This is a genomic window from Candidatus Vondammii sp. HM_W22 (assembly GCF_022530855.2).
GTDB lineage: Bacteria > Pseudomonadota > Gammaproteobacteria > Chromatiales > Chromatiaceae > Vondammii.
Map to the genome: position 1 here is coordinate 441,186 of NZ_CP099567.1, position 18,619 is coordinate 459,804.

12 protein-coding genes and 1 pseudogene are annotated in these 18,619 nt (G+C 48.8%); 4 read left to right on the plus strand and 9 right to left on the minus strand.

All coding sequences use genetic code 11. The features are described 5' to 3' along the window. Positions 1–794: 794 nt before the first annotated feature. The 5 genes and pseudogenes from recD to MN084_RS19135 all read right to left on the minus strand — a co-directional run bounded on the left by recD (position 795) and on the right by MN084_RS19135 (position 11,742). Complete coding sequence (gene recD / locus MN084_RS02460) at positions 795–2,624, minus strand: exodeoxyribonuclease V subunit alpha (protein ID WP_241084976.1); 1,830 nt, start codon at positions 2,622–2,624, stop codon at positions 795–797. Next, on the minus strand, positions 2,621–6,208 hold the full coding sequence (gene recB / locus MN084_RS02465) for an exodeoxyribonuclease V subunit beta (RefSeq protein ID WP_241084975.1): 3,588 nt from the start codon (positions 6,206–6,208) through the stop codon (positions 2,621–2,623). Before recB ends, recD begins: the two co-directional genes overlap by 4 nt. Continuing rightward, a complete protein-coding gene (gene recC / locus MN084_RS02470; protein ID WP_330178296.1) occupies positions 6,208–9,387 on the minus strand; it encodes an exodeoxyribonuclease V subunit gamma in 3,180 nt (1,059 codons plus the stop codon). Before recC ends, recB begins: the two co-directional genes overlap by 1 nt. A gap of 225 nt (positions 9,388–9,612) precedes the next feature. After that, positions 9,613–9,741 (minus strand): hypothetical protein, encoded by a 129-nt coding sequence (locus MN084_RS02475; protein ID WP_277400036.1) that lies wholly within the window; start codon positions 9,739–9,741, stop codon positions 9,613–9,615. 194 nt (positions 9,742–9,935) lie between these two features. After that, positions 9,936–11,742 (minus strand): annotated as a pseudogene (locus MN084_RS19135) (AMP-dependent synthetase/ligase). A 265-nt stretch (positions 11,743–12,007) separates the two neighbouring features. Here MN084_RS19135 and MN084_RS02490 point away from each other — a divergent pair. From MN084_RS02490 to MN084_RS02500, 3 genes are all read left to right on the plus strand, one after another. Next, positions 12,008–13,086 (plus strand): IS3 family transposase gene (locus MN084_RS02490; RefSeq protein ID WP_241084973.1). Its coding sequence is split into 2 segments (ribosomal slippage): positions 12,008–12,260 and positions 12,260–13,086, totalling 1,080 coding nucleotides; the frame shifts between segments, so codons are not numbered across the junction. 269 nt (positions 13,087–13,355) lie between these two features. Continuing rightward, complete coding sequence (locus MN084_RS02495; RefSeq protein WP_241084972.1) at positions 13,356–13,607, plus strand: sulfurtransferase TusA family protein; 252 nt, start codon at positions 13,356–13,358, stop codon at positions 13,605–13,607. 213 nt (positions 13,608–13,820) lie between these two features. Further along, entirely contained in the window at positions 13,821–14,480 is a 660-nt protein-coding gene (locus tag MN084_RS02500; RefSeq protein WP_241084971.1) for an MBL fold metallo-hydrolase, read from the plus strand. Positions 14,481–14,887: 407 nt separating this feature from the next. Here MN084_RS02500 and MN084_RS02505 read toward each other — a convergent pair whose 3' ends face one another. The 4 genes from MN084_RS02505 to MN084_RS02520 all read right to left on the minus strand — a co-directional run bounded on the left by MN084_RS02505 (position 14,888) and on the right by MN084_RS02520 (position 17,207). Then, complete coding sequence (locus MN084_RS02505) at positions 14,888–15,199, minus strand: transposase (protein ID WP_320416380.1); 312 nt, start codon at positions 15,197–15,199, stop codon at positions 14,888–14,890. Between the two features lie 15 nt (positions 15,200–15,214). Then, a complete protein-coding gene (locus MN084_RS02510; protein ID WP_320416326.1) occupies positions 15,215–15,394 on the minus strand; it encodes a transposase in 180 nt (59 codons plus the stop codon). A 70-nt stretch (positions 15,395–15,464) separates the two neighbouring features. Beyond that, entirely contained in the window at positions 15,465–15,680 is a 216-nt protein-coding gene (locus MN084_RS02515; protein WP_330178299.1) for a transposase, read from the minus strand. A 366-nt stretch (positions 15,681–16,046) separates the two neighbouring features. Continuing rightward, a complete protein-coding gene (locus MN084_RS02520) occupies positions 16,047–17,207 on the minus strand; it encodes an aminotransferase-like domain-containing protein (protein WP_241084969.1) in 1,161 nt (386 codons plus the stop codon). Between the two features lie 118 nt (positions 17,208–17,325). On the opposite strand from MN084_RS02520, the gene MN084_RS02525 reads away from it, so the two are divergent. Further along, entirely contained in the window at positions 17,326–18,339 is a 1,014-nt protein-coding gene (locus tag MN084_RS02525) for an AraC family transcriptional regulator (RefSeq protein ID WP_241084968.1), read from the plus strand. Positions 18,340–18,619: the final 280 nt, after the last annotated feature.

Here is an 18,619-nt window from a genome sequence, read left to right on the forward strand (position 1 = left end):
TGCCGGGTCAATACAAACTCGGTTTTTCGCTCTGGACTCGAAGTTTCATTGCTCAGCTTATCAAGCAGTTTTGGGGAATTACATCCCTATGCAGACTATGTCCGGCTACCTTAAACGCTGAGGTTTCACACCTCAAAAGCCAGTAAAGCAAGCCTGGGAGAAGATCTCCGGTAAAAATACATGCCTAGTTGAAAGATGAGTATCTTGGCATTAAGGAACGGATTAAGAATTAGAGAACGCCACTATATTTTGGGGTGATGAAACGGGTATAAAAACACCACGCAGCATGGTCGCGCTGTTATGCTCCGCAAGGACAAACGCTAGTACAGCGGCTCTCGGTCAAGCGAGTGTCACTGAATATGATTTCAGCCATTACGAATCAGGGTGAAGTACAGCTTCATGCTGTATGAGTCATCCATGAATGCGAAAGTGCTGGCCAAATTCCTAAGGGCACTGCTTGAATCTACACTGGGAAAGGTATTTCTGATACTGGACAACACTACCAGTGCATTACGCCAAGAAGATTGAGAAAGTCGCGAACGGAATAAATCAGCACTGTCATCCGGTTTTTGTGGCTTCATGTTTACAGTGTTTTGATGATGAATAGGAAAACTTTCCTTACATGACAATTCTATCATAAATAGCTTATTAATTCATACTTATCATCTGGTTATAAATAATTCAGGGGCGACTATTTGGCCAAGATCGTAAAGAGTGTGCCATTTAAAAATGGAATCGAGATAGATAAATCAGATCACCACTTTTGATAATAATTCTTTGAAAGCCGAATGGAATCAACTCCAGCCAAGCTTCTCAGCTAACCCTGAACTCCGTTCGACCCGCTTGTTGCAACCTTTGATCAACGCATTGGGGCTTGCATGGATAATGACTTTTTTACTGGCCCGGGTAATTCCCGTATAGATCAGCTCCCGGCTGAGGATTGCGTTATTTTCGTCGTAGGGTAACACTAGGAGAACCTGCTCGAATTCGGAGCCTTGGGATTTATGCACGGTGAGTGCCCAGGCGGGCAGATGTTCAGGGAGATTGCGTACCGGAAGATCACGAACCTGATTATCGGCCAGTTTGAAGAAGGCGCGTAGTTCACCGTCCCGGTTTTTCCACAGTAGACCAACGTCACCGTTGAAGAGTTCAACCTCATAGTCGTTCGCGGTTACCATGACGGGCTTTCCATGGAACTCTTCACTATGGCCGATAATGCCTTTTGCCCAAAGGCGCTCGGCTATAAGGCGATTGATTTCACTAATGCCGAAGGGACCGGCATGCAGGGCGCATAGAATTCGTATTTGACCAAAATGGGTCAGGGCGTCCCCCACATTGTCGCACTGCAGATATTGGCTGTACTGTTCGACCGCCCATTCAAGGGCTTTCTTGCTGATGCCGTTCTCTTCACTCTCAATCCATGCCATCTGCTTTGCATTCATATCACGCAGCAGTTCCATGGCACGCTCTCCTTCGCCATTATTGACATATTCAGCCAGTTTTCCGATATCCGGGACACCCCTGAAACGGTAGCTGGTGCGGAGTAGGGCGATGGCATCGGATATGGCTGGTGAATCTGCGTTCACCGATAGTTGCTTGGTGCTGATTGCGGTTAACTGTTCCAGTAAACGCCCTTGTTCTTTGCTGTAGCTGATGGATTGTCCATGGCCTGTGATATCACCCAGCATGCTACCGGCTTCCACTGAAGCCAGTTGATCGCGATCACCCAGAAGAATGATACGTGACTGAACAGGCAGGGCATCAAGCATATGGGCCATTAGCGACAGGTCGATCATTGAGGCTTCATCCACAACCAGGCAGTTGACCACCAATGGATGGTTGCCGTCATGGCGGAAACGACTGCCGTTGAAGCCCAGCAATCGGTGGATGGTGCTTGCCTGTTCTGGGATCAGTGCTCGTATACCTTCTTCAATATCGATATCGGCTTTGCGGTTGCGTATGGAGTCGACCATGCGTGCGGCCGCTTTTCCGGTGGGTGCTGCAAGTTTAATGTGCATCCCCGGGTCTTGCTCAAGTAGCAGTGCCAGCACCTTTACTACCGTTGTGGTCTTGCCTGTGCCGGGGCCGCCTGATATCACAGCGAACCTGCGACTGACCGCCAGAGCGGATGCCAGTTTTTGCCAATCGATATCATTGTGGTTGGGGTCTTGTGGAAACAGGCGATTCAATCCGATTTTGAGCCGCTCCTCAGCCAACCCGGCAACGGGCCCAAGCCGTGCCTCTATTGCCGTGAAAACCTGCTGTTCAAAAGCCCATAATCTGCCAAGGTAAAGGCGCTTGCCTTCGATTATCAGTGGCGCAATCTCTCCCGGCTTTCCGACGCATTTTTCATTTCCAAGCCTGGAGGTCCATTCACCTGCTGCAGGTGCTGTCGGGATATCCATCTGTTTATTTATCGTGGTTTCAAACAGTGGTTTATTGGCAAATCGGTTGAGATCGACACAAACATCACCCTGTTGACTGCGCTCGCTGACCAGTGCTGCGGTTTGTACCAAAAGGTTCTCTTCAGGCTGCTTCGACTGCTCTGCAATAAAACGGGCGAAGAAATAGCTTAATGTGGAGATCAGGCCGTTATGCAGGAGTGATTTCAGGGTGCTTGTCATGACGCCGTCCCCGGTATTGCTGTGGTGAAAATCTCCTTATCCAGTGTCTCTATCAGTGCCTTGTCCGGCAGTTCGTGGAACACACCGTATGCCGGCCCGGTTGCCGGCCGCATGCCGCGCAGGAACAAGTAAAAAATACCACCAAAATGTGTATCGTAGTAATAGTTATCCAGCCGTTGTTTCAGATAACGATGCAGTGCCAGTGTGTACAATAGGTATTGCAGGTCGTAGCGGCGGTCGAATACCGCCTGACGCAGGTTTTCCGGCCGGTAGTCATCCAGTACACCACTAAGAAAGTTGCTTTTGTAGTCGGCAACATAGAACTTTCCATTGTGCTCAAATATCAGGTCGACAATTCCGGTGATAATGCCGCGAAAATTACCGATTCCCAATTTTGCCAGTGGTTGCCCGGCAGCCTGTTCCAGCGTTCTGTTCAGGGCTGGGATGTCGACATGTTGAATAGAGAAATCAAATTCCAGTTCATTCAGGCGTTTCTCCTGGGCGATGTCGTGCAGTGACAGGCCCTGCTGGTTCAGGGATGTAGTCACTATATAGCGCATCCATCGTGCAATGGTCTCCTTGTACCTCTCGTAATCGACATTGAATCGCGATGCCAGTTGGCTTGCCAGTTCAAAGGTCTGGGTTTCAATATCATCCTGAAAATCAAGCTTCTCCAGAATGAGATGCATAAATGAGCCGACATGGCTGCCTGCCGGAAAATTGAGAATGGCATCATCTGTGCCGCGGGGGCTTCCGCCATGGGGAGTCTGATGGATCTCCCGGGTCATTCCACTGAAGCTTGTCAGGTGCCAGTCTGTGGCTATTTTGTCGTTGAATTGCTTCGGCTCCTCGATCATGGATTGAGTTTTATCCGTGACTTCTATGGCTGAACCGTCAATTTCGGGAAGATCCGACAATGCAATTGTCTGCCCTGCTTTTTCAATCAGTCGATAAAGATCAGCGTCCAGATCGCGATTTGCAATAAACGCATTGGGTAGTGTGTGCTCCAGCTCTTCTGGTGTCTGCTCCTCATGAAGGAGGTATGCCATGGCGGTTTTGCCGGATGAATTGACCTCTCCCCATGCCAGATAAATTTTTGCTTTGGCGCGGGTAAGTGCCACGTAGGCTAGGCGAATGTCTTCTGCCAGCCGCTCTTTTTCTGCCAATTTAAGATGGCTCTCTATCTCATCCGAGCCGGCATCGAGAAATGCCTGCAGATTGCTCCCATGAAAATCAAGCAGGCCATTATCTGTGTTTCGTGGGCGGCAACCCCATAGAAAGGGGAGGAAAACAATGGGATACTCCAAACCTTTGCTGGAGTGGATGGTGACTATCTTTACCAGCTCTTCGTCGCTCTCTAGTCGTAACTCGGCCTCCTCCTCGTCACCATTTTCTATCTGTTGCTTAAGCCAGCCGAGGAGGGCATCCATTCCGGGATGGATTTTCGAGGCCTGCTGCAACAGTTCTGACAAGTGCAACAAGTTGGTCAGACGCCGCTCAGCAAGGTCATTTTCGGCAATCCGCTGGCCAATCCGGAGTTGCTGCTGCATCGCCTGGAACATTGTCATAAAGCCTTTATGTTGCCATAGGCGGTTGAACTCCTTCAGGCCGTCGATCCACTTCAGCCACCCATTTTCATTAAGTTGAATTCTGGCTATGTCTGTATAGACCAGCCCCAGTAGATTGCTGCTAAGGGCATTGCGCGCGAATCCACGGTCGTAGTAGTTGAGAATGGCCTCCAGTAAAAGCACCAGTCCCGATGCCTCCTCGCTTTCGAAAACCTTGTCATGTCCGGCCGTAACGGCATTGATGTTGTAGGCTCGCAGCGCTTGCCGCACCATGACACCTTGATAACCGACGCGAATCAGCACCGCGATATCTCCCGGGACGACAGGTTTTTCACCAATCTTTATGCTGCTATCGGAACCTCCCCGGATCAGACGAGCAATTTCCGCTGCGGTTGTCTTGGCCAGAGTATCTTCTGCGGCGCTTTTACTTTGCGGTTTTCCGTTGCCATTCAGAGGGATTTTCCAGAGTGAGAGCGGAGTAACGGGTTGTTTCTTCTCTAACAGCAGGGCGTGCGGTTTCTGCTTCTCCTCTTCCGTTGCCGGTTTGACCGGGTGATAATCGATTGCATCAGCGTATATGAAGGGTTTGTCGCGGAAAGTGAACAGAGTGTTTACCGCGCTGATTAATCCGGGCACTGACCGCCAGTTGGTATCGAGAGTGTAGCGGGATTGATCCGCATCGGCCTTGGCACGCATATAGGTGAAAATATCACCCCCACGGAAACTGTAGATCGCCTGTTTCGGATCCCCGATCATGATGAGGCTAGTCTCCGGGTTAGAGTGATAGAGTTTATGGAATATGCCGTACTGGATGGCATCTGTATCTTGAAACTCATCAATCATGGCAACCGGGAAACGCTGGCACAGTTTTTCTGCCAATGCATCTCCCCGGGAACCATGCAGTCCATCATATAGGCGGGTGAGCTGGTCGTGGAAGGCGATGGTCTGGCTCTGCTGCTTGATCTGTTCCACATGTTCACTGGCATAGCACGTCGCTTGTTTCAGTGCGGCCACACGGAAGTCGCGTTGTAGCGCTTTTTGTTGCTCTATGATTTTTTGGCAATCGATGAAAAACCCATCTCGCAAGCCGGGGTCTGCGTCTCGCTTTGTTTTTTTACTGTTGTCGTAGAGGTATTGGGCTGACAGTGCCTTGAAATCACCGGGTATTTCGAGAAGGTTATTCGATGAAAAATAGAGGTCCATCCGGTTTAGAAAATCAGCTAAGTTAGCTTTATGGTATTCCACTGTTTTTGCGCGGCTCAGTGCGGATGAATTTTGCAGAATTTGGGTAATCTCATCTTTTCGTTGCTGCCAGAGATGGGCAATGGATGAGAGATTTTCCTTTAAAGTGTGCCAGCGGCTGAATATTGCCGCGAGATCATCTGTGCTCTCCGGTATCAGCCGTTTATTATTGGCTTGGCGCAGCGGGGCCTGATATCTGACAAAACTTTCTATGGAATCCAGGGTATTGTTAAACAGCAGGACATCCTGCCGACTCAAACCATAGGCTGTTTTACGCCACCAGTCCTTTAACGCTTCATTCCATAGATTTGCGTCATTGGTTGTCAGCTCCATATCGAACGATTGGCCGCTGTTAAAGGCGTAATCCGATAGTGCCCTTTGACAGAAACCGTGAATAGTATAGATGGCAGCCTCATCCATGCTGCGCACGGCAAGTTTCAGTTGATTGACAGCCAATTCCCGGCCCTCTTCTTTTTCAATCTGTTGTTGCAGTATTTCCAGAAATCTGTCACTGCTTGGCTGTGGCTCTTGAATCAACTTCAGGGTTTGATACAAGCGTTCTCGGATGCGGCCGCGTAGCTCTTCTGTTGCTGCATTGGTAAAGGTGACAACCAGAATTTCCGATACCTTTCTGCCTGACAGTATGTATCGCAGATAGAGATTGCTAATAGTATAGGTTTTACCGGTGCCGGCACTCGCTTCAATCAGCTTGATGCCATCCAGCGGAAGCCAAAGGGTTGCTTCGGAATCAAGAGCGATCTCTTTATCCTGCATCAGAGTGTCTCTCCACACTGCAGCGCTTGTTGATAAAAAATGGCAGAAAGTTCGGTGAATTCAGGATGTTCTACGGGGTTTGTATCGAAACCACGCAGTGCCAGTTGGATATAGCTGTCATCTTTATCCCCTGGAATATTTCTGAACGGAAAACCATTCCATGCCGTCTCCACTCCAGAGGGTTTGGTTGCCATGAGATAACTGGCATTGGGAAACACCGGCAGTGGTCGCTGCAATCCCTCCCAGTAATACTCCAAATACTGCTGCAGACTGGATTTCGCTATATCCGTTGCTATTGTTTGAACCTGCCAGGTTGTATCGTTGGTAATAAGCGTACTCTTCTCGCCCTCAATGAACTGACCACTGGCGCAGAGGGCCAGGTGATCAAGCCACAGGGCCAATAAATGTTTACCCTTCAACTTCGATGGCGTGTAGTGGAACACCCCTTTCCCCGGCAGGTAGCGATCAACTTGTCCGCTCAGGCGAAAACCATGGTCAAAGGGGATGTTAATGAGTATGGGTTGAGCATCGATACCGGCATAATCGGTGAGATTCTCAAGCAGGGGGGCTATATTTTCTTGTATTTCATTGAAGGTGGTTTCGGAGAAGATCCCATGCGGCAGCATGCCCTTTGCCTGTAACACTTCCAGGCGGGTCTGCCTGCCTTGTAAGTAGTTATCGGAAAACAGCGATTTCAACTGCCAGGATTGCAGTCCGTCCAAGGCAAATAACTCTTCATCCTCGCTGACCATCTCATCTTTCAGCCAGACATTCAGGCGGGTATTGAAGAAGAACTTTACCGGGTGCTGAATGAAGCGGCTCAGGCGTTGCAGTTCAATCTCTCGTGACTTCTGTTCCGGCGGCTCCAGTTTTTCTGACGGCCAGCTCTCCAGACTGGGATTCCGGGAAGGGTGCGCCAGGGATTTTGCAACTTCGTACCAGTAACGGTCATAGCTTGCTGATTCGTTCTGATAGTTACGCCGGCTGAACGGCTGAAGTGGATGGAGCGTGGTAATCTGATTGCTGATTTTCCACCTTTCTTTATCGACAGGCGAATACCGGTCATCGATGAAATCCAGCAGTTCGCGCACCAGCACGGATGGCTGTTGTTCACTGTTGTCTTTCAGGTCGCGGCCTGTGTAGCTGATATAGAGGGTTTGTCGCGTACACAACAGAGTCTCCAGTAGCAGATAGCGGTCTTCATCGCCTTTGCCTGGGTCTCCAGGGCGCCAGCTATCTGCCATGCGGTCAAATTCTATTGGTCGTTCGCGGCGGGGGAATGCCTGATCGTTCATGCCCAGCAGGCAGATGATGCGAAACGGCAGGCTTCGCATCGGGCGCATACTGCAGAAAGTCACGCCACCTGAAAAGTAGCGGCCATGTATTGTCTGGTTCCCAAGTTCAGTGTTCAGCCAATGATGCAAAAGCTCCGGAGACAGCTCATGTCTGGAAGCCTGTTGTTGCAACTCGTCAATGCTGTCCCGGATCTGCTGTAACTTGCCCTCTTCGTCAGTGCGATCGCTGAAAAAGCTATCCAGTAGCTGGTTGAGCAGTTGCTGCCACTCATCGGCACTCTGGGTTTTACCGAGTCGTTGCCGGTACTCCTGAAGACGGCTGAACAGCATCCAGAAGGAGCCCAGGCTTTCAGCCTTGGCCCCTTCAGCCTCAGCCAGTGGTGCGATACCATTCCAGTAATCGACATCGCCCAGGGAATAACCGGCAAACAGGCGTTGTTCGGCCTGTTTCCAGGTGTTTTCGATAATTGCCGGCAGATCCAGTTCTGCTTTGTGAGCACCATCCACTCCCCAGCGTACATTGGCTTTTTCCAGCAGCGTGCGAACATGGTTGCAGGCCTCATCATTCAGATTAAAACGTGCTGTCAGTTCAGGGACATCCAGATAGGAGAGTACTTCAGATACGGTGAAACGGCTTTGCGGCAGACTCAATAACTGGAAGAAGATACGAATCAACGGGTGTTCGCCGGAGATGGAGATATCCGACAGATTCCACGGGATGAAGGGACGTGATTGCGTCTCTTCCTTACGAAACACGGCTTCTATGTAAGGTGCGTAGCGACTGATCTCCGGGACCATGACCAGGGTATCTTCCGGTTTCAGGCTGGGGTCTTCCTGCAGAATTGTGAGTAACCGGTCATGCAAGACCTGACATTCACGCAAGGCACTGTGGCAGATATGCACTTGTACGGAATTATCTGCTGTGGTCTGAAGGGTCTGTTCATTCAGGCTGAAGATATCCTGTTGAACAGAACTCAGGAGAGAGTCAGCTTCAGGTGCCTGATACTCTTCCCATTCGGCGGAAAACAGCTCGCCATCGTTCAGTAACAAGTCCTGCAGCGCCTGTCCCTGTCGACCCCAGGATGCCAGCAGTTCATTGCCGGTTTCATAGTAGGTCGCCTCGTCAGGTGTAACGAGGCGTTTTCTCGCTAACTCTTTTTTATTTTTCAGGTCAGCCCAGTATTGATCGGTGGGACTGAACTGATACAGATCGACCTGGGTATGCTCTGACAAGGCATGTAGTACATCAACAAATAACGGGGGAAGGGTGGAGATCGCGAACAGGCTGATACGCTTGGGTAAAAGCGCTCCTGATTGACTCCTCCTCAGGGTTTCCAGCAGCCTGTCCAGCACTGCAACCCGATGTGTCTCCTGATGAGCTGTTGCCAACTCACGCCATAAGTGTGCCTGCCAGTCGTTGTCATCTCCCTGGTCCCACTTCCGGATGAGGTCTGGACGGTAAAATTGATAACGATCGAAGACGTCGGCGATACGGGCGGAGAGTTGCCAGCGTTTTAAACCCTTGCTGTCATCCTGCAGATAGTGACTCAATGAACTGAATGCTGTTAGCTCAAGCATTCCGGGCAGCAATCCAAAGATTTTCCAGCTGGATGAGTGATGGTCGAGAGGATCTGAATCTGGCACGCCATCCAGCAGGCTGGCAGTAATTTCCCAGATCCAGGATGCGGGCAAAGGATAGTGAATATTGGCTGCTATACCCTGGTGTTGAGCCAGTTGCAGGTTCACCCAGCGTGCCATTGCCGGACTGGGTGCGATAATTAGTTCTGTGGAAAATGCCGAGGTTAGTCGCGGATTGATCAGGCGGTGGGCCAGTTTTTTGACCAGCGACTCCATTTTATTTGAGCTGATTAGCTGCAATCCCATATTTGTCTGTCTCTATTTCTATCTAGTGCCCGTCCATAAACGGTCCAGTTTCTCTCGCAAAGACGCAAGGCGAATTCAGATTGTAAGCCCACCACCTGTACTTTTCATAATTTGGGGCCCGATCATGGGGAGTATTCAGGTCGATACGGCCCTCGCTTGTTTCAAATGTCTTTCGGGACTTGCCGTTCTTGCGATTGGGCACCACATCATCAGCAATATGGCTCTCTACTCGGCTTCAAGAGTGGCCTCGGTGAGCTGCCTTAACAGCGGGGTCAAAACACCATTTTTCCCGCTAATGGCCTGCCTTGACTGAATAGCCTTAAGGGCTTTATCAAAATCAAATGGTTCTGTCATAATCAATTCTCCGTACAGCATTATGTTGCAAATTAAAGAATTGACACAAAATTTCTAATACTCCCTCCAAGCTTGACAAATTGGATGTTGTTTTCAAGTTCTTTATTTATTTTGCATCAGTCGCCGGCGCATTGATTTAGTGTTAACAGGCCCTAGCAGTGCGACCTTGGTTACAGGAATTGTGCTTGGCTCGATTACCTGTTGTAAAACTGATCAATATTGTTACAGCAGTGTTTCATCACTTGCTTGCGTTTTATTTTAAGGGTTGGGGTTAGAAAACCATTCTCCACGGTCCATGGTTCTTTTAGTAGCACCACTTGCCGAACCTGGGCATAACCGGGGAATTGATGGAGAAGTCGACTAATCCGCTTGGTGATTCGATCCAGCACAGCTTCATTTTTGTATGAGTCAGCGTCATCCGGGTCGAGCCCAAACCCTTCTGCCAGGTTTTTCCAGTGTTCCGCATCAGGCACTATCAAGGCGCAGAGATAGGGATGCCCTCCACCGATTATCATCACTTGTTCCACCAGTGCATCCATGGAGATGGCGAGTTCCATATCCGCAGGGGAGACGTTTTCACCATTGGATAAAATAATAATGTCTTTGATTCGCCCAGTGATATAGACGTGGCCCTCATTGTCGATTTCAGCAATATCACCTGTGTGCAGCCATCCATCCTGATCAATGACTTTTGCTGTCTCTTTTGGGTTATTCCAGAAGCCGAGCATGACAGTGGGCCCCTTGGCCAGGAGTTCTCCTCCTTCTCCTATGGCCAGCTTAACGCTGGGGAGTGCTTTTCCCACACTCTCGGGAATATTGTCATCCACCAGACTGACAGCCAGCACCGGGCTGGTTTCTGTCAGTCCGTAGCCTTGTAACAGAGGAATTCCTAGGGCTAAAAAAGTGCGTGCAACTTCTGGTGGTAACGGGGCACCACCACTGACGGCTGTGCGCAGTCTGCCGCCCAGACGGCTGGCGATCTTACTGGCCACCAGTTTGTCCAGCAGTGGCCAGAGGAGTAATGAGGGCGACCAGTTTCCCCGGCCCTGCTGATAGAGAAATCTTCTCCAGCCGATATTCACTGCCAGATTAAACAGCTTGCGAGCAACCGCTGGTTTTGCTGTCAGACCCTCCTGGATCTTTGCAAAAACCCGCTCATAGATTCGCGGGACACTGATCAACAGGGTAGGGCGAATGGTTTGAAGATCTTCACCCAACAGTGGAATGGAGCGGGCGTAGGCCACCAGAGCACCTCCCATCATTGGTAGGTAATAGCCTCCAGTCCTCTCCAGCATATGAGAGAGGGGCAGGAAAGAGAGCATGATGTCATCTTTCGTGGCGTGGGTTGTCAGTAGTGACTCAATAGGTGTTGCTGAGAATATTGCTATGGCTGAGCATCACCCCTTTGGGGTGTCCGGTGGTGCCTGATGTATAGACCACAGTGGCTAATCCGTGGGGATCCAGGTCATCCCTGAGTTGATAACCATCACTGCTTTTCGGCAGCCACTCTTCGATCAGCTGCAACCGGTCATCATGGGTCAGGCCATCCAGAGAGGTCAGACTTATAATGTTATGGATGGTGGTGAGATCATCTCTGACCGGGATCAGGCTCTCCCACTGTTCCGGACCCTGGATTACAAGCAGTTTTATCCCAGCATCTTCTGCAATATAGGTAACATTCCCGCCACGATCGTTATAGAAGAGTGGAACAGTGATGAGTCCAAGGCCCAAAGCTGCCTGGTCGAACATGACCCACTCCCGGCAATTGGGCATCATGATTCCAATACGATTGTCGGGTTTTAATTCTTCTTTGAGCAGGGCGGCCTGCCAGCGACCTGTCTCCTGCGCCATTTCAGACCAGGTGGTATCCACCCATTGATCCGTGTTGGCATTGAAATGGCGATAGGCTGCCTGGTCAGGTGTTTTTGCTATACGGGCATGAAACAGTCCGGCCAGTGTTCCTGCTTCTTCGGGGGTTATTTCATTATTGTTCCGTCCCATGGTTATCTCTCCTGCCGGGTTGCATTCAGTCGCTGGCATCCGGATCTGCTTTTTTGTCGGGAGGGCCGGTGCTCTTGTTGTTTTATTTAGCAGCTGCTGGACATTATCGTAAAGTATAGGAAGATCTAAGAATTAGGTATTAGAAAATAAGAAATTTTTCTGCATTCTCTCGGAGATCTCTGTGTCCCCCCTGACCTTTCCCCCAGAAATAGAGCCATGACAAGGATGAGATTTCCAATTAGTCTGTGTATTAGGAGATCTCAAGATGAAGAAGAAGCGTTACAGAGAAGAGCAAATTATTGGTGCCATCAAGCAGCATGAGTCAGGGGTAAAAGTTGATGATATTTGTCGTCAGTTCGGCATTTCAACCGGGTGCTTTTATAACTGGCGAAGCAAATACGCCGGGATGGATGTCTCAGAAGCCAAACGGCTCAAAGAGCTTGAAAGCGAAAACAACAAGCTTAAGAAGTTACTTGCCGAGAAAATGCTTGAAGCTGAGGCGATGAAGGATGTGCTCTCAAAAAAGTGGTAAAGCCTGCTGATAGAAAACAAATCGTGAACTACCTTAAGTCGCGGTTCAAATTAAGTGAGCGTAGAGCTTGCCAATTAGTAGGCTTAAGTAGAACCGCTTTTCGGTACGTTACTCAATGGGTAAAAGATGAGCCTCTACGCAAACGGTTACTTGAGCTGGCAAAAAAGCATCCGAGTTATGGTTATTTGTTTTTACATGGCCTCCTGAGAGGAGAGGGGCTTGTGAAAAACAAGAAGCGGACCTACCGAGTCTATAACGAAGAAGGTCTTCAAGTGAGGACTAAAAAACGCAAGAAGATAATACGACCAAGAATGCCAACGATTATGCCCATTGGTAAAAATATACGCTGGTCAATGGATTTTGTCAGTGATCAGTTGGCTAATGGTCGCCGCTTTCGAGTATTTAATGTGATTGATGATTACTCAAGAGAAGTTATTGGCCAGCTCTCTGACTTCTCGATCAATGGTCACCAGGTCGCTCGTTTTTTAACTCAGGTGATTGAGCTAAGGAGCGCTCCGGATCAAATAATCTGCGACAACGGTACTGAGTTTACTAGCAAGGCGATGTTCTACTGGCAAAAAGAAAGTGGCGTTAAGCTAGGTTTTATTCAGCCAGGTAAGCCTACTCAGAATGCGTTTGTAGAAAGCTTAAACGGTAAATTCAGAAATGAATGCTTAAATCAGCATTGGTTCAGGTCCATTGATGACGCTAGACATGAAATTGATCAATGGCGAGAGCACTACAATCACGTGCGGCCTCATAGCGCATTAAATTATTTGTCACCTGTGGCCTTTGTGAATAGGGCCGCTTAGAATGAATTATCTCATCCAAGTCTTGGTATTAAGATGGGGGGAAGGTCACCCCTTTACTTCGTTTCAGAACAGGTACTATTTTTATAATAGGCACAAAAATAGGACTTAATGTCTCTTCAGCGCTTCTGGGTGTGGAACCCATGGTGAAAATTTCCTTGTGAAAAGCCACCTTATTAATTCAGGCAAAATTGAAAAACTCTTCTACTATTGTCTGCATACTGTTTTTTTAGGTGCGGTTCCATTACATTTTTTTCACCGGGAGTTAAAAAATGTACGCTGAGGTAATAGGTACAACTTACGATAAACTACTCGATGTCAGCGGTTTGAACTGTCCGCTTCCGGTACTCAAAGCCAAAGCTGCACTCGCGTCAATGTCGGTGGGTGAAGTGCTGAAAGTGATTGCCACTCATCCTGATTCCCTGCGTGAATTCCCCTCGTTCTGCCGGCTTGCTGAATACGACCTGCTGGAGACAGATGAACAGGACGGCAGTTATCTCTATTGGATCAAGAAGGTTTTGTAGTTTTATTTGCCGATCGAGCTAAAAAATATGGGAAAGCAGAGAAAAGCTGATATTTTCCACTAGTAGGAACAGCATGCGCCCTGCGTTTCCAGGGCACTGAACTGAAAATTTTTCAATGAGTTTCGGGGTTGCCGCGCTATTTTATAATGGCAATACCTACATCCAGATTGCAATCCATTATACTGCTGTTTTAACCCTCTGAATGGACCTTCCATGCACTTCACTATCATTCCTGTCACGCCCTTTGAACAGAACTGCACCCTGTTGTGGTGTAAAGACAGCCACAGGGCAGTGGTGGTGGATCCAGGAGGTGATCTGGATATTATTCTTGCTGAAGTCAAGAAGCGGGGAGTGGAGCTGGAGAAGATTCTTCTCACCCATGCCCATATCGACCATGCGGGTGGGGCGGGCGAACTCGCCCGGAAATTGGGTTTGCCCATAGAAGGGCCTCAGCGCGAGGATAAATTCTGGATCGATATCATGCCCAGCCAGAGCCAGATGTTTGGATTTCCACCGGTAGAGACCTTTGAGCCGGACCGTTGGCTGGGGCAGGGGGACCGCGTTCAGGTGGGCAATGAGGAGTTGGAAGTGCGTCACTGTCCTGGTCATACACCCGGCCATGTTATTTTCTTTCATCCAGAGGAGAGGATCGCTCTGGTGGGGGATGTGCTGTTTAAAGGCTCTATTGGCCGTAGCGATTTCCCAAAAAGTGATCATCAAACCTTGATCAACTCTATCCGTGAGCAACTTTTGACCCTGGGCGATGATGTGGAGTTTATTCCGGGGCATGGTTCCACCTCCACCATTGGCCATGAGAGGCTGACCAATCCATTTCTTAAGGAGCCTCTGATTAATTCTGGATCGGATGGATGACGAGTTGAAATCTTCTGGATCAAGGCGAAAATCGCCGATAATAGCTGGCTATTGCCAAGATTCTTAACGCAGAGTCGGGAGATTCCAGCCGTCAGACACCGATTCATGAATTGATCAGAGGCTCCCTAGAGTTCAATAAAACGATGGCGCATAAACCAGCTATCCACTAGAACTCTTACTTTTACCTCCTGAAATAAGCGGTAAACAGCCCAAACCAACGTATTTGCCACTACCAATTGCTCTGTATTGCCTGTACTCGGCATCAGACGGGACAATAGGGGAAGTGCTATTGTCTCACCTAGGGAACCTCTAAAGAACCAACAAAGGCTAATAGTCTCTAGCAAATGCCGGAAAGTCCGGTATCTTCATACTCATTTTTTTGGCAACATCCATATCCATACCTCGCTTCAACCGGCCAGCCACACCAATCGACGCATGTTGTACATCAAATTCATCATATCAATCTTCACACCGACCCTGCCTTGGCCGATGCTACGCACTAGTTGATTGGCCTGCTGGGCAAACACGTGCTCAACTCGAGCCCGAACTCTTGATCGTTTTCGGTTTGCCTCTTGCTCCCGTTCATTCAAAGGGCGTTTGCCTGTTGACTTGCGATGAATCTGACTGTGGTAATGCGCACCCGATAAAGCAGCTTCCCGTTTTATACTGCCGTAAGCAGAATTGGTCCAGACACTGCCATTACTGTTGTTCTCATCCAGACGTTCCTCGAAGACCTAGCTACCACGAACTTCATCTGATGTGATGGCATACTTGCGAATGACCTTGTGCTTCCGGTCTATGCTGATGTGGTTTTTGTACCCATAGTGGGTTTTGCCATGCTTCATGGTCCAGCGGGCTTCAACATCCTTTTGGCGGCGTTTGTTATCACCCCATGCCTCAGGGTTGTCCCCCATATTTGATTTGCCTATTTTCCTCTCGCGTATTGTGTTGCCTGGGTACTGGAACGATAATGGCATCTACAATCTATCCCTTGCGAGCACTGAAGCCTGCTGCATCAATCTGGATCAACAGCTCTGAAAAGAGTTTATCAACAAGGCCCCGTTCTTTCAGGCACTCACGATATACCCAAACCGTTTTGGCATCGGGTACCTTACCCTCCGGGCTCAGCCCAGGAAAACGACAAAAGCTATAGCGATCCCGTATTTGGAGCTCTCTTTTATCATCGGACAGATTGAACAAATGCTGTAGGACCAACACCTGAACATCAGTACTGCATCGTAAGGTGGGCGCCCACCTTTACTGGGACCACTGTTTTTATAAATTGAGCCCAGCAACGCCCGAAAAACCTCCTAGTCTACGGTCCTTTCCAGCTTTGGCAGCGAGTCTCCCTGTTGCTCAAGGTGTTCAAGTTGGTCTTGATGATCAAAAAAGCTCGGTTGCATGGCTTTTATCAATGGTTGGTTGAGTTGATTACTACCTTATCGCTGGTTTTGGAAGGTTTTTAGAAGTTTCCATAAGCATATGGCGTTCTTTTGTACTAGAGTGGTGATAAGGGATGATTTATGCTACTCCTCAATGAATATATTGATGGTGTCATTGAGTTATCTACTCCGACTCGTTAATTATTAATGCTGTGAGGCGTTTAATGCCTTGCTGTATCTGTTCGCTGTCACTGTTCGAAAAATTGAACCGTAGACAATTCTTGCTGCCGCCATCGATATGGAATGCCTCTCCCGGAACAAAGGCCACTCCCTGTTTAATCGCTTTTCGAAACAGCTTCATCGTATCTGCTGTTTCAGACAACTCAGTCCAGATGAACATACCGCCATCGGGTTTTGATAGTTTCACCGTCTCCGGAAGTTGACTGCTCAATGTGTTGAACATAATTTTCAGCCGTTCACCATAGACTTGCTTCAGCTGTTCAAGATGAGCTGGCAGGGAGCCTTGCCGAAGAAATTCCAGAACGAGATGCTGATCATAGCCACTCGAATGCAGATCGGCACACTGCTTCATCTTTTCAACGATTTTGATCACTGGTTGTGGTGCACTGATCCATCCAAGACGCAGAGCGGGGGCGATGATTTTGGAGAAGGAGCCGAAACGGATCACTCTCTCAGGTGATAGTGATTGCAGACTGGGAAGCGTCTCTCCCCGATAGCGTAACTCTCTGTAGGGTGCATCTTCCATGATCCAGAAATCATATCTTTCTGCCAGTGCGACCAGTGCCTTGCGCCGTTGCAGCAAGTAGCTTGTCCCCTTGGGGTTTTGAAAATCCGGTACGGTGTAGAAACAACTTATGCGTTCCTGTTCCAAATAGTGCTCAAGTGCATCCAAGTCCGGCCCTTCATCGTCTATCGGAATGGCGCTGAGACTTGCCTGATTGGCGGTGAAAACCTGTAAAGCACCCAGATAGGATGGGGCCTCAACAATGATTTTGTCTCCGGGGTTGATCAGACAACGGGTAGTCAGGTCCAGTCCCTGCTGAGATCCGGTAGTGATGATGATCTCCTCTTTTGATCCCGGCGTATCATAGTGATCTGCAATCCACTGGCGAAAGTCAGGAATGCCTGCAGTTTCGCTGTACTGATAGAGATCACCTCCATATTGGTTGTGAATGCCACGGGCCGCTTTCGCCAGTTCTGCTTTAGGAAAAAGCGTGGGGTCAGGCAAGCCGCCTGCGAATGAGATGATGCCGGGCTGTTGAGTAACCGCGAGAATATCCCGGATAAAAGAGCTGTTCAGATGGTGTGTGCATTTGGCGAACATGTTCCATTCCTGATCGGTTATTTTCAAGTCATCAAAGCGTACATCAGTAAATGAGTGCGGCCTTTGTCTGAATGTGGCAATCTCTTTGTCGAAATGTGCGATTTTTCCCGGCCCGAATATGGCGTTACGAAAACAGACAAATCAGGAGCATCAGGAGCGTATTAACCAGGTACTCCATGCTATTCACGCCGATCTATCCGAGGATCTCAGGGTAAACAGACTAGCGCGGATTGCTTGCCATTCACCTTTTCACTTTCAGCGTATTTTCCGGCAACTGACCGGTGAAAGTGTCCATGATTATATTCGCCGCTCTCGCCTTGGGTGGGCGGCAAACCTCCTGATCTTCAATCCTGATGCATCGATAATGGCGGTGGCAACCGAATGTGGTTTTCACTCCAATGCCTCATTCAGTCACGCGTTTAAAGACCAGTTTAAATCTGCTCCCATGGCTTGGCGTCAGGGTGGGTATGAGCAGAGAAGCCAGGAGTTGAAGTCTCTTTGGACTGAGTCTGATGACAGCCCTTATCCTCTCTACTATAAGGAGACGCTGACGGATGGGGATAAACCACTAGCGGATATCCATATTGAACGGCAGGAAGATATACGAGTGGCCTATCTTAGGCATAGAGGCTATGACAGGAACATTGGAGGAGTATGGAACCGGTTGCTGGTTTGGGCCGCTGAGCAGGAGGTGGATGTCGATGCAGAACAGATGATTGGGTTGTATCACAGTAATCCTGATTTGATCCCATATGACCAGTGCCGCTATGTTGCCTGTCTGACCTTGCCTGAAACTGTCTATAGCACCAGAGGGGTTGGAGTGATGTCGATACCCGGAGGCTTGTATGCCACCTGCGAAGTCGAAGGGGCATTTGGTGAGTTGCTCTACCTGATGCATAGCCTCTATCATAAATGGCTGCCACTGAGCGACTATGAAGCGCGTAATATACCGCCCCATGCGCTCTATTTGAAGAATCATTTCATCAATCAGAGCGGCCGATTCCAGGTACATTTGGGGTTAAGGTATTGCGGCAGTACCGAGGCGCAATTTTTTTCTGAAAATGTGAATGGAATGAGAGGGAGGGCGGTCATAAGGATTGAACCTGCCAGCAGAACATCTGGTCGTCCTTGAAGTATCAGGCCAGAAGATCTGGTTCTTTGAACCTTTTAGAGATGGTCTGGAAAATTGAAGTTTTTCACTTCACTTCACTTGCCATCCAATCTCAAATATTTGTCAAAACAATCTGCTTTATTCTCGGATTTGACCTTGATTTTCTCCATTCCGGATTTTTCAGGCGTAACTTGCCTATAAAGTGGCTAATAAGTCGCCCCTGAATTATTCATAACCACATGATAAATATGAATTAATAATCTATTTATGATAGAGCGGTTTGCAAGAAAAGCCTCCTTGC

Coding starts and splice junctions, on each gene's coding strand:
- MN084_RS02510 (WP_320416326.1), bottom strand. CDS start 15,394: ATGGGGGACAACCCTGAGGCATGGGGTGATAACAAACGCCGCCAAAAG.
- recC (WP_330178296.1), bottom strand. CDS start 9,387: ATGGGATTGCAGCTAATCAGCTCAAATAAAATGGAGTCGCTGGTCAAA.
- MN084_RS02500 (WP_241084971.1), top strand. CDS start 13,821: ATGCACTTCACTATCATTCCTGTCACGCCCTTTGAACAGAACTGCACC.
- MN084_RS02520 (WP_241084969.1), bottom strand. CDS start 17,207: ATGTTCGCCAAATGCACACACCATCTGAACAGCTCTTTTATCCGGGAT.
- recB (WP_241084975.1), bottom strand. CDS start 6,208: ATGCAGGATAAAGAGATCGCTCTTGATTCCGAAGCAACCCTTTGGCTT.
- recD (WP_241084976.1), bottom strand. CDS start 2,624: ATGACAAGCACCCTGAAATCACTCCTGCATAACGGCCTGATCTCCACA.
- MN084_RS02495 (WP_241084972.1), top strand. CDS start 13,356: ATGTACGCTGAGGTAATAGGTACAACTTACGATAAACTACTCGATGTC.
- MN084_RS02475 (WP_277400036.1), bottom strand. CDS start 9,741: ATGACAGAACCATTTGATTTTGATAAAGCCCTTAAGGCTATTCAGTCA.
- MN084_RS02525 (WP_241084968.1), top strand. CDS start 17,326: ATGGCGTTACGAAAACAGACAAATCAGGAGCATCAGGAGCGTATTAAC.